Below are 11,994 nucleotides of genomic sequence, written 5' to 3'. Positions count from 1 at the left end.
GTCAGGCAGCCTTCCGCTTATGCAGGAAATGGTCGATGGAAACCGCGGCGAGCAGAATGCACCCCTTGATCATGTCCTGCCAATAGACCGATACGTCGAGCAGGATCAGAGAGCTGGTCACGACAGAGAGAAGCGCGATGCCGAGGATGGCGCCAAGGATCGTGCCCGAGCCGCCGTTCAGCGAAGCGCCGCCGATTACCGCCGCCGCGATTATGTTGAGTTCCATACCGATGCCAAAAGTGGGGGTCGCGGCGCCGAAGCGGGACATGTAGATAACGCCTGCAACACCGGCGAGCGTGGAGCAGAGCACCGTCACCCAGAATTTCACCTGGTTGGTCTTGATGCCGGAATAGAGCGCCGCCTTCTCGTTGCTGCCGGTGTAGAAAACCTTGCGGAAGGCGGTCGCCCGGCGCAGCAGGAAATCGAACAGGATGACGACGGCGACGAAGATCAGGATGACATAGGGAACGCCGTAGAATGTACCCTGCCCCACGGCCTTGAAACCCGCCGGCAGCGTGAAGAGCGAGAGCGGCGTGCCCTTTGTGATGATGAGGCAGAGCCCGCGCACGATCACCATGCCAGCGAGCGACGTGATGAAGTGATTGAGGCCAACGACGGTCACGAAGAAGCCCATCATGGCGCCGATTGCGCTGCTGACAACGATGCCGAAGAGCGAGGCCGTCCAAGGGTCGAGCCCGGCGAGGAAAAGCGAGCCCGAGAGGACCATTGCGAAGCAGACGACCGAGCCGACCGCGAGGTCGATGCCGCCGACGATGAGCAGGATCGTCATGCCGACGACGACGATGCCCTCGACGGAAAAACTCATCAGCATGGCGCGAAAATTGCCGAGTGTCAGGAAGTGCGGCGAGGCAAAGCTCATGATCACGCAGAGCGCAAGGATGATCGCGATCAGCCCCCCCTCGCGCATGGTGCCGATGCGTTTCCAAGACGATGTCTTCGGCGCGCCTGCCACAATCGTGTCGATTGCCATTCCCGTCCCTCCCACTTTCTCATCGCGCGGCATAGTCCGCCGCCTTTGCCGTTGCCACCCCCGAGGCGAGGCGGATCACAGTCTCCTCCGACATCTCGTCGGCGCCGAGCTCACCGGCGAGGCGGCCCTCCCGGACGACGAGCACGCGGTCCGAGAGCCCCAGCAGCTCGGGCATTTCCGACGAGATGACGATGATGCCCATGCCTGAGCGCGCAAGCTCACGCAGCAGCCGATGAATCTCCGTCTTCGCGCCCACGTCGATGCCGCGTGTCGGCTCGTCCATCACGATCACCTTCGGCTTCACCGCGAGCTGCTTGGCAATCGCAACCTTCTGCTGGTTGCCGCCCGAGAGCGATTTTACGGGTGCCTCGATGCCGCCCATGCGCACCCCAAGCCGCCGCGCAAAATCCTCCGCAAGAGCGGCCTCCGCGCGGCCGTTCATGAGGCCGACGGAATTGGTCACCGACTTCAGATCCAGCACGGAGATGTTCTGCGCGATGGACATCTCCAGAAAGACGCCGGACCCCTTGCGATCCTCCGACAGATAAACGATGCCGGCTTTGACTGCATCGGAATAGGAATTGATCTTCTGTGTCTTGCCATGCAGACGTACCGTGCCCGCGACGCGTTGCCGGAGCCCGCAGATAGCCTCGGCGATTTCCGTGCGGCCGGAGCCTATCAGCCCGCCAATGCCGAGGATCTCGCCGTTGCGCAGCGCGAGGCTGACCTCATGGAAACGCTCGCCGTCACCGATGCTGTCCACCTCAAAGATCGTCTCGCCAGGCGCCTCACCCCGCCCGAGCTTTTCCGGGTAGAGCTGCGTGATCTCGCGCCCCACCATGCGGCGTACCACGTCGTCCGGCGTGACGTCGACGATGCGGTCGGTGCAGACGTATCGGCCGTCACGGAACACGGTAACCCGGTCGCACAGGCTGAAAATCTCCGCCATGCGGTGACTTATGTAGATGATCGAGATGCCGTTCGCCTTGAGGTCACGAATGATTGAAAACAGCTGCTGCGCCTCGGCTTCGGTCAGCGCCGCGGTCGGCTCGTCCAGGATCAGCACGCGGCAGTCGAGCGTCAGAGCCTTGGCGATCTCGACGAGCTGCTGGCTGGAAATTGGCAGGTCCGCAACCTTGCGGCGGACGTCGATCGCGGCAAGTCGGTTCATCACCGCCTGCGCGTCGCGTTCGAGCGCCCGGTAGTTCATGAAGGGCGCACGGCGGCGGTTGGTCGCCGCCATGAACATGTTTTCGGCCACCGTCGCATCCGGGCAGAGCGCGATCTCCTGATGCACGAGGCCAATGCCGAGCGACTGCGCGACCGCAGGCGAGGAGATTTTCACGACCTTGCCGTCCACGCGGATCTCGCCCTCGGTCGGCTGCAGCACGCCGGCGATGATGTTCATCAGCGTCGACTTTCCGGCGCCGTTCTCGCCGCAGAGCGCATGAACCTCGCCGCGTTCCAGCGTGAAGTTGACATCCGTCAGCGCCTTCACCGCCCCGAAGTGCTTTGTCACGCCATGAATGCTGAGCACAGCCTCCGCCATCGTCTTCTTCCCCTCCCCTTCTGAGGCCATCCGCGCCATGAGGCGCGGATGGCGCTGATCCGGAACCTACTCCTCGATGCCCTTCGTGCCGCGACGCTTCAGGTACTTGTCCCAATAGAAGTCGTCGGCATTTTCCGCCGTCACGATGGAGAGCCCGTTGTCGACGACCGGGATGCTCATCGGGTTGAAGCCGGAGCGTGTTGCGTCGTTCATCGGGTCGATCAGTTCCGGATGCTTTGCGAGCCAAAGCAACATGAAGCCCATATAGCCCTGCATGCCCTGGTTCGGGTTGATCGAACCGAAGACCTCGCCAGCCTTGATCATGTCGAGGATATTGGCGTTCACGTCCGCGCACATGACGAGGACCTTGCCGCCGCTTTCCTTGTTGGCCTGTGCGGCGCCGATCGCCGAATTCGCTTCCGGCATGAAGACGGCGCCGAGGTTAGGATTGGCCTGGATGATGCTGTTGAGGCCCTGATAGGCCTTGGTCGGATCCTGGTTGGAGGCCGCACGGCCGACCAGCTTCATGTCCGGCCACTTCTCCTCCATGCGCCCGATGAAGGCCGCGATGCGCTTGTCGTGGTTGTCCTGGCCCGGATTTTCCAGAACCGCATATTCCCCTTTGCCGCCCATCTTCTCGGCGATTGCGTCGGCAGCATAGATGCCTTCGCGGGTGTTGTCCGAAGTGATGAAGGACACTCGCTTGGAGAGCGGCGAGTCGGCCGCGAAGGTCACGACCGCCGTGCCCTGGCCGATCGCGCGGTTGATCGGCTCGATGAAGGGGTCGGAGTTCATTGGATGGACGAGAATGCCGGCCGGGCTCTGTGCCAGTGCCTGGTCGAAGGTGGCGATCTGTTTGTTGACATCATATTCGGGCGTGCCGGTATATTCCGTCTCGCAGCCGAACTGCTGGCCGGCCTGCTTGAACATTTCATAGACTGGGAACCAGTATTCGACGCCCGATACCATGACGTTCATGACGTATTTTTCGCCTGGCTTGCAGCGGAACGGATTCTCCGTCTCGGCGGCCGCGGAACCGGCAAAAAGCGTTGCCGCTAGGACCGCCATCGCGGTCGTGCTGAAAAAAGTGCGCAAGTGTCCTCCTCGAGGCCGAAGCCCCTCCCAAAAGCCCGAGGGCGTCGAACCGACGCCGGTGATCTCCAATGAAGACCGGATTTCCTCCTCGAAGTCCGGTATGGGCAGCTAAACGCAAAGCGCGTTGGCTGTCAATATAATTCACGGCGTGAATTATAATTCAACCCCAGAGGCAAGCGACATGACAAGCGTAGTCGGCCCAAGCATACCAGATGGGTCCGGGTCGCTACCAACGTGGGCAGGTAATCCCACGCATCGGCATGGAAGTTGCTGACGGCATTTCTCGACAGTGATCCGGACCGGCCGATCGTCGTGGGTCTCGTGCCAAATCCGAAGGCCAAGGTGCCTTACGAGCTTCCAGCTAACAAAACCAAGAGCGTGTTCCGCGCTGCTGTCGGATTGGAATATTGCCGACGATCTCAAGTCCCGTCGGTTACTGCGCGTCACCTTGGCGGACGCAGAGCCCGAGACGCTCGCGATCTCGGCCGTTTATCCGACGAGCAGGCTCGTTCCCCCGAAGGTTCGAGTTTTTATCGATGAGCTTATGAGTGCACTCTCGGGAATCAAGATTTCCGGCACTTGATCTCTTGGATAAACAACCGTTCGGCTTACTCGCGAATGCCGGTGCAGCGTCAGCTCTGCGGGGGCCGGCGACGCTCAGATGGCCGCCGGCCGCTGAATTTCTTAGGCCTTGATGAACTCGAGCAGATCCGGATTGATCACATCGGCATGGGTCGTCAGCATGCCATGCGAATAGCCCGCATAGACTTTGAGCGTCCCGTTCTTCAGGAGCTTCACGGCCAGACGCGCGGAACTGTCGATCGGCACGATCTGATCGTCGTCTCCGTGCATCACCAGCGTCGGCACCTCGACCTTCTTGAGATCCTCGGTGAAGTCGGTTTCGGAGAATGCCTTGATGCCTTCGTAATGGGCTTTGGCGCTGCCCATCATGCCCTGCCGCCACCAGTTCTGGATCGCACCGGTCGAGACCTGCGCATCGGAGCGGTTGAATCCATAGAAGGGACCGCTCGGCAGATCGAGGAAGAACTGGGCACGGTTCGCCGCGAGCTGGGCGCGTAGGCCATCGAACACTTCGATCGGCAGCCCGCCGGGGTAAGCCTCCGTCTTGAGCATGATCGGCGGCACGGCGCCGACCATCACCAGCTTGGCGACCCGACCGGCGCCATGTCGGGCGACATAGGCCAGCGCCTCGCCGCCGCCCGTCGAATGTCCGATGTGGATCGCGTCCCGCAGGTCGAGTTGCCTGGCAAGTGCCGCGACATCCGCGGCGTAGTGGGCGATATCGTGCCCGTCGCTGACCTGGGTCGAGCGACCGTGGCCGCGGCGGTCATGGGCAATGACGCGATAACCCTTGCTCAGGAAGTACAGCATCTGCGCGTCCCAGTCGTCGGAGGAGAGCGGCCAGCCGTGGTGGAACACGATCGGCTGCCCCGAGCCCCAATCCTTGTAGAAGATCTCGACGCCGTCTTCGGTCTTGATGAAGTGCTGGGTCATGGAACCTTTCCTTTGTTTCGGTTCGAGGTAGAGTTTTTCCCGCCGCGAAGGCGCCGGGCCCATCGCGATCATTGGGGGCAAATACGGAGGTTCGGCCCGCGTGGAAGCGACGCGGCCCCAAAGCCGCGGATCAGAGTGTCCCGCTATAATTCAGGGGAACCCAGTCGAACCTATCGCTGTCCGTGCCGACGTGGCCGATGCCGGGGAACCGCGTGTGGGCGCCAGCAACGAGGTATCCCTCCTTGACGGCCTCTGCGAGGGCAGCATCGCGCGCGGTTGCGGCGGCCGCCTGGTCCTCATCGAAGCCGATCGTCACGTCCGGTTCGTCGAATTGTACGACGTCACCATGGGTGATATCGCCCCAGAACACCAGCTTCTGGCCCTTGCTTTGGACGGCGACTGCGCTGTGGCCGGGGGTGTGACCGGCACGCAAGGTTGACTTGAACCCCGGCACCGGTTCAGCCCCGTCCTCAAAGGTCTTCAGCCGGCCGCATTGCGGTAGGGCACAAGTGCCTTAACGGCAGCAGAGAACAAGTCCTTTTTCGCCTCCGGCGCGGCGTCGCGGTTGGCGGCACTCAGCCAGAAATCGGCATCGCGCTTGTTGACGTGGACCGTTGCATTGGGAAAGACAATCCTATCGCCCGCAACGAGGCCGCCCAGGTGATCTACGTGGGCGTGGGTGAGGATGATGTCGTCGATCTGCTCCGGCTGATAGCCAGCGACGACGAGGTTCGGAATGAGCTTGCCGAGCGTCGGTCCCAAGAAGGTACCGGTGCCGGCATCGATCATCACCAACCGGTCATCTGTGTTGACCAGAAAGGCATTGACCGACAGCTCAACTGGCGAGTCGAGAAAAGCCTTCGTGAGCATGGCGGCGATCTGGTCTTTGGCACCAATATAGAGGGTCTCTGCGGGAAACTTCGCCGTCCCGTCGGAAAGCGCGGTGATCTCGAGGTCGCCCAGCATCATGCGGTAGTAGCCCGGGGCCTCGGTCTTGACTTGCGGCGCCTTCGCCGTCGCGCTGCGCCGCGCCAGCGTCGTTATCGCTGTCGCGGCCAGCATGAGGGACAGCGTCCCCCTGAGTACCGTTCTGCGAGTGGTCATCCTTCTCTCTCCTAAGCCGTTATTCTAAGCGACGCGGGGCAGACCACTGCCGGTAGTGGCTGCTCTGGCCCTCATCCCGTGGCACCACAAAACTTTAAGGACTGCGCCCGCATCAATCTTGTCGGTTCCGTTTGTGTTTTGAATGAAAGCGCCCGCGCCGCGTGTGAATGCTCGTGTTCAGTTACGGCCGAGATGCGGAAGATTTATCGACAACAGATGGTTCACCACCGGCGCCTCCGGACCCTTGTGGAAACCGCGGACTTCCTGCTGAACGTCGGCGTCCGCCTTCGAGACGCGCCGGTGCTGCCGGAGGTGCTCGGCCCAAGATTCGACCATGAACCACTCTACGATTCTCTCCGGATCGGCGGCGTCCTCGGTAACGCCCCAGCCATAGGCACCATCACGGCGACGCTCCCCGGAGAGCCTGGCGAGCGCCGTCAGAAACCCTGTCCGGTCGGTTTTATCGACCCGGTATTCGATCGTAATAAGCACGGGACCGCGATCATGTTCGACGGGAGCAGCCGTCAGGGGTTCCGGCCAGTGGTTGGATGCCACCAGGTCCGCCTCGCCCTTTGGCAGCTTGAGGAAATGGAAGATGAGCCCGGCCACAGCAAGTCCTACGGCGCCGAGGACAAGGGTGGTCGGCACGCCGGCGACCTCGGCGACGGCGCCCCAAGCGAGACTCCCGGCCGTCATCGCACCGTTGAACACCGTGAGATAGACGGCGAGCGAACGTCCCCGAACCCAATTCGGCAGGATCGATTGTGCGGCCCCGTTGAGTGTGGTTAGCGCAGTAATCCAGGCGGCTCCCAGCGCAAGCAGAGCCAGAATGGCGACCCATCGAGGCGGCGCGAACGACAGCCCAGCCATCACGGCAGCCGTAACGAGCACCGAACCGAGCAATAGCGCGTCCGCATCAAGCTTTGCGCGAAGTTTCGGCATCACCAATGCACCGCCGATGGCACCGGCCCCGACCGCACCAAGCAAGACGCCGTAAAAACTGGCGTCGCCGCCGAGAAGATTGCGGGCGACCAGGGGCAGCAGCGCCCAGACCGAACTCGAGAAAGCGAAGAATGCGGCCGCCCGGAGAAGCACAACATGCAGTTCGCGGCTCGCCTTTGCATAGCGCAGACCAGCGCGGAATGCTCCGAAGAAGCGTTCGGACAAGCCGTCGTCGACATCAGGCGCGCGCCTCCACCAGATGAGGGCAGCGATGACGAAAATGTAGCTGATGACGTCAACACCATAGGTAAAAGCAGCGCCGAACCAGGCAAGCAACAGGCCACCGACTGCCGGGCCGATTGCTCGGGAGATGTTGATGCCAAGCGAGTTGAGCGCTACGGCACCTTTGAGATCCTGCTTTGGGACGAGTTCGGGAACTATGGCTTGCCAGGTCGGCGCCATCAGCGCCGCTCCGATACCCCCGACGAAGGTAAGTGCAATCAGGGACGTGACAGTCTGCAACCCCGTCGCAGACAGCAACATGAGGCAAATGCTGGCTCCGGCCAGCAGAAGCTGGATGATGATCAGGAACTTGCGGCGGTCGAGAATATCCGACAGCACACCAGCAGGGATCGCGAGGAGGAAGATCGGGAGCGTCCCCGCAGCCTGCACCGCCGCGACGGCGGCAGGGGCGTTCGAGAGGTCGGTGACAAGCCATGAGCTTGCGACATCGCGGATGAAGCTGCCGGCGTTGCCGACAATGGTCGCCACCCAGAGAATGGCGAAGGTCTTCTGGCGAAGCGGCGCGAACCCGCCGCCAGCCGCCGGGGTTGCAGACATAGAACTCATGAAGTTGGTACCTTTCCGGATGCGCCATGTTCACGCAGGTCGTGCCATGCGACCAGAGTGAACGCGCCAACAAGCCCGATATGTTCGAAGAAGGCGTTCGTGGCCATTGATCGCTCCATTCCATGCGGCAGTTCCCAGAAGCGAAGCGCGATGGAGGTCGCGGCGAGCGTGAAGACGGCAAGCGCAAGCGCGGCAGCCCAGCGGTAGATGCCGGCAAGGATGAGCGCCGACATCGATAGCTCGAAGACGATTACGCCGATGGCGAAAAACGGCGCCGGCTGCAGCCCGAAATGCTCCATTTCGGCGATCGCACCCGGAAAGTCGAATATCTTCGTCAGCGGTCCCTGGATGTAGGCCAAGCAGAGCGCCAGCAGGCCGATGAACAGGATGCGTCTGTCGGCGAGGCCCGGGCGAAAGCGGGCGGTGAGATGCTTCTCGAGGGAAAACAGGCTCATCATCTTGGCTCCTTCTCAAGCGGCCTTTCAACTTTGCTTAGGGCGGTCCGGGATACCCCCTTGTAATAGGCTCCATGCTTCGGCAGTGGATGGTTCACCACGACTTTCGCCCACGGGTGCTGGGTACTACTAGCCGTTGATTGGCCCAGGTCCTGGCCGAGAGCGAAAGTCGAGTTGATTAAGCTTGTGACTACCGTTATCGCGGCTGCGACAGCGATTTTTTTCATTGCGTGATCCTTACCCGGAGCTTTGGCTGATCTTCACACGGCCCAGCACGAGCAGCCGAGCGCGCCGAAGAAGCCCTTGAGATCGGCGACCGGCAGGCGTGACGTCCAGGCTGCGGCATGGTCGTGACCATGCATGCCGCAACTGCTGGAGCAACCGCAGGACGCGATCGCGGTTCGCCGAAGCGAATGCCGGCCGGCCCCTTCCGGCTCGCCCCAGGCGGCGTATCCGCCATAGGTTCTGACCGGCGACCAGTCCGGCATTGCCGGCGGCAACGGATTTTCATCGAGACTGGCGAAATCGTTCGCCGCATAGACGATCCTGCCGCCAACCATCGTAAGGTCGGACGTCAGGAACGAGATCTCGTCCTCGGCGCAGGCGAAGTAGTCCTTGCTGGGAAGGATCAGATCGGCGAGCTGCCCCTTCTCGATGCGCCCCTTCCTGCCCTCCTCATTGGAGAACCACTGCACCTTTTCGGTCCACATGCGGAGCGCGGATTCGCGGTCGAGGCAGTTGGCGCGCGGATAGAGCTGCATGCCGCCGACGGTCTTGCCGGTCACCAGCCAGGAAAGCGACACCCAGGGGTTATAGGACGCGACGCGGGTGGCATCCGTGCCCGCGGAGACATTGACGCCCTTCTCAAGCATGCGCGCGACGGGCGGCGTCGCCTCGGCCGCACCATAACCGTAGCGCTCGACAAAATATTCACCCTGATAGGCCATGCGGTGCTGCACGGCGATACCGCCGCCGAGTGCTGCGATGCGGTCTATGGATTGGTCGGAGATCGTCTCGGCGTGGTCGAAGAACCAGTTGATGCCGGAGAGCGGGATGTCCTGGTTGACCTTTTCGAAGACGTCGAGCGCGCGGCTGATCGTTTCGTCATAGGTGGCGTGCAGGCGCCAGGGCCAGCGGTTCTCGGCAAGGATCCGCACCACTTCTTCGAGTTCGCCTTCCATTTCCGGTGGCAAATCGGGGCGCGGCTCGCGGAAGTCCTCGAAGTCCGCTGCCGAGAAGACCAGCATTTCGCCGGCACCATTGTGGCGGAAGAAATCGTCGCCCTGCTTGTATTTGACCGAGGAGGTCCATTTGAGGAAGTCCTCCTTTTCCTCCTTCGGCTTCTGCGTAAAGAGATTGTAGGCGAGCCTCACAGTCATCTGCCCTTCATCGGCGAGCTTCTGGATGACAGCGTAGTCATCCGGGTAGTTCTGAAAGCCGCCGCCCGCATCGATGACGCTGGTGACCCCGAGGCGATTGAGTTCGCGCATGAAGTGACGCGTCGAATTGACCTGGTACTCGAAGGGAAGCTTCGGCCCCTTGGCAAGCGTCGAATAGAGAATGCCCGCATTCGGCTTGGCGAGCAGGAGACCGGTTGGATTGCCCGCGGCATCGCGTGTGATCTCGCCGCCCGGAGGGTTCGGCGTCTCCTTGTTAAAGCCTACAGCGCGAAGTGCAGCGGCGTTGAGCAGGGCGCGGTCATAAAGGTGCAGGAGGAATACCGGAGTATCGGGGGCGACCGCGTTGATCTCATCGATCGTCGGAAGTCGTTTTTCGGCGAACTGGTGCTCGGTGAAGCCTCCGACGACGCGCACCCACTGCGGCGGCGGTGTGATCGCGACCTGCCGCTTCAGCATGTCCATCGCGTCGGCAAGCGAGCGCACGCCGTCCCAGCGCAGCTCCATATTGAAGTTCAGCCCGCCGCGGACGACGTGGGTGTGGTTGTCATTAAGGCCCGGCAGGACGCGCTTTCTCTTGAGGTCGACGATCCTGGTGTCAGGTCCGGCAAGCGCCATGATCTCCCGGTCCTGTCCGACGGCGAGGAACTTGCCGTCCTTGATGGCGACGGCCGTCGCGTTCGGGTTCGTACGGTCGAGCGTTGTCAGCAAACCGTTGTGCAGGATCAGATCGGCGCTCATTGACTTTTCTCCTGAGGTCGAAACGGGATCGGCGGCGCGCGCCGATGAAAACAGGTTTGGGAGCGCCAGGGCAGACGCCGCTCCCAGAAAACCGCGACGGGTTGGCATTAGATGATCTCCCGCGTCTGTGCCCGGTCGGACACACCAGTATGATTATGATCGGCCCCGGTCGGCAGCTCGCCGAAAACATGCGGGATGCAGCGACTGCTGAACCAGGATGCCGTCACCGGATTGCCTGACATCAGGCGCTTGACGAGCGGCACCGCCTGTTCGCCGACGAGGATCCCCAGGAGCCCCACCAGCGCGATCACCGGCGGAGCCGGGGAGCGAACGTTGAGCAGGCTGTAGATGACACCGACGAGCAGCCCGGCCCCGAGCGAGAGGAGATACATCTTCATCGTCAATTCCTTTGTTGCGCTTGCGGTCGCTGCTCCGACCGCAAACGCGCGGCCGGAGCGATGCCGGACGGATCACCCGGTGGATGTCAGTGGCCTTCGGACGCGCCGAACATGGTCTTGGCATAGATGATGCCGAGGCCGTAGGCGCCGCCGAACTTCTTGGCGATGCCGGTGGTCATGTCGTAGGTCTCGGTGCGTGCCCAATCCCGCTGCAGCTCGAGCATGTACTGGAGCGACGTCATCGGCCGGACGCCGGCCTGTACCATGCGGTCCATGGCTCGCTCGTGCGCCTCGTCCGACACGTCGCCACAGGCATCGGCGACCACATAGACCTCGAAGCCTTGGTCGAGGGCCGACAGGGTCGGACCGACGATGCAGACCGAGGTCCACAGGCCACAGAACACAAGCCGCTTCTTGCCGATACGGTTGACTTCTTCAATCACCGCTGCGTCTTCCCAGGTGTTCATGGAGGTGCGGTCGAGAAGTGGCTGTCCGGGGAAGGCATCGGTGATCTCGGCAAACATGGGGCCGGAGAAGCTCTTTTCCGCGACCGTCGTCAGGATCGTGGGGACCTTGAAACCGGCGGCTGCGTTGGCGACCAGAGCCGCATTGTTGCGCAGTTGCACAGCGTCGATCGACTTTGTCGCAAACGACATTTGCGATTGAAAGTCGATCATGATCAGCGCGTGGTCCTTGGGCGATACGAGAAGGTTGCCGGGGGTCGGTGTTGCGTTCAGCGTCATGGTACTGGCCTCTTTCTGTTTGGTTGCCGATGTTCGCCACTATGCCGGGGACGGAGGCGCGATTCTTGTAGCCAACGACCGACTTTTGTATTTTTTGATCGACCGCCAAGACTGAGGCCGGTGCGCGAGCACAGGCCGGCGTTGAGTAACCGAGACACGCCTCAACCGCCCGGCGGAAGAGGCGCTTTTGCCCTTCCCCGAGGCTCTCGTTTTTC

The 11,994-nt window shown here is 62.0% G+C and carries 9 protein-coding genes and 1 pseudogene; all 10 read right to left on the bottom strand.

The genetic code is table 11. The features are described from left to right. Nucleotide 1: 1 nt before the first annotated feature. Nucleotides 2–991: an ABC transporter permease gene (locus tag N181_RS16265; protein WP_037395582.1), complete on the bottom strand. Its 990-nt coding sequence runs from the start codon at nt 989–991 to the stop codon at nt 2–4. 19 nt (nt 992–1,010) lie between these two features. After that, complete coding sequence (locus tag N181_RS16260) at nt 1,011–2,540, bottom strand: sugar ABC transporter ATP-binding protein (RefSeq protein ID WP_037434050.1); 1,530 nt, start codon at nt 2,538–2,540, stop codon at nt 1,011–1,013. Between the two features lie 66 nt (nt 2,541–2,606). Beyond that, the gene (locus tag N181_RS16255) at nt 2,607–3,635 is read right to left on the bottom strand and encodes a substrate-binding domain-containing protein (protein ID WP_037395586.1); all 1,029 of its coding nucleotides are present in this window, start codon (nt 3,633–3,635) and stop codon (nt 2,607–2,609) included. Nucleotides 3,636–4,319: 684 nt separating this feature from the next. Next, complete coding sequence (locus N181_RS16250; protein WP_037395588.1) at nt 4,320–5,150, bottom strand: alpha/beta fold hydrolase; 831 nt, start codon at nt 5,148–5,150, stop codon at nt 4,320–4,322. Nucleotides 5,151–5,280: 130 nt separating this feature from the next. Further along, nucleotides 5,281–6,254, bottom strand: a pseudogene (locus N181_RS16245) (MBL fold metallo-hydrolase). Nucleotides 6,255–6,431: 177 nt separating this feature from the next. Beyond that, complete coding sequence (locus N181_RS16240; RefSeq protein ID WP_037395592.1) at nt 6,432–8,036, bottom strand: MFS transporter; 1,605 nt, start codon at nt 8,034–8,036, stop codon at nt 6,432–6,434. Between the two features lie 5 nt (nt 8,037–8,041). Next, nucleotides 8,042–8,500, bottom strand: coding sequence for a DoxX family protein (locus N181_RS16235; protein ID WP_037395638.1), 459 nt, complete (start codon nt 8,498–8,500; stop codon nt 8,042–8,044). 260 nt (nt 8,501–8,760) lie between these two features. Next, nucleotides 8,761–10,746, bottom strand: coding sequence for an amidohydrolase (locus N181_RS16225; protein WP_080577514.1), 1,986 nt, complete (start codon nt 10,744–10,746; stop codon nt 8,761–8,763). Further along, nucleotides 10,746–11,036, bottom strand: a complete 291-nt coding sequence (locus N181_RS16220) for a XapX domain-containing protein (protein ID WP_037395598.1) — start codon at nt 11,034–11,036, stop codon at nt 10,746–10,748. Before N181_RS16220 ends, N181_RS16225 begins: the two co-directional genes overlap by 1 nt. Nucleotides 11,037–11,122: 86 nt before the next feature. Next, the gene (locus N181_RS16215; protein ID WP_037395640.1) at nt 11,123–11,773 is read right to left on the bottom strand and encodes a hydrolase; all 651 of its coding nucleotides are present in this window, start codon (nt 11,771–11,773) and stop codon (nt 11,123–11,125) included. Nucleotides 11,774–11,994: the final 221 nt, after the last annotated feature.

Origin of the sequence: Sinorhizobium fredii USDA 205 (assembly GCF_001461695.1) — a bacterium.
Classification (GTDB): domain Bacteria; phylum Pseudomonadota; class Alphaproteobacteria; order Rhizobiales; family Rhizobiaceae; genus Sinorhizobium; species Sinorhizobium fredii.
The sequence above is the reverse complement of the archived record's forward strand: the minus strand, read 5'-3'. Positions and strand labels throughout refer to the sequence as shown.

What these genes read in the sequence shown, in the direction of transcription:
- N181_RS16220 (WP_037395598.1), bottom strand. Translation starts at nt 11,036, where the DNA reads ATGAAGATGTATCTCCTCTCGCTCGGGGCCGGGCTGCTCGTCGGTGTC.
- N181_RS16225 (WP_080577514.1), bottom strand. Translation starts at nt 10,746, where the DNA reads ATGCCAACCCGTCGCGGTTTTCTGGGAGCGGCGTCTGCCCTGGCGCTC.
- N181_RS16240 (WP_037395592.1), bottom strand. Translation starts at nt 8,036, where the DNA reads ATGTCTGCAACCCCGGCGGCTGGCGGCGGGTTCGCGCCGCTTCGCCAG.
- N181_RS16235 (WP_037395638.1), bottom strand. Translation starts at nt 8,500, where the DNA reads ATGAGCCTGTTTTCCCTCGAGAAGCATCTCACCGCCCGCTTTCGCCCG.
- N181_RS16265 (WP_037395582.1), bottom strand. Translation starts at nt 991, where the DNA reads ATGGCAATCGACACGATTGTGGCAGGCGCGCCGAAGACATCGTCTTGG.
- N181_RS16260 (WP_037434050.1), bottom strand. Translation starts at nt 2,540, where the DNA reads ATGGCGGAGGCTGTGCTCAGCATTCATGGCGTGACAAAGCACTTCGGG.
- N181_RS16250 (WP_037395588.1), bottom strand. Translation starts at nt 5,150, where the DNA reads ATGACCCAGCACTTCATCAAGACCGAAGACGGCGTCGAGATCTTCTAC.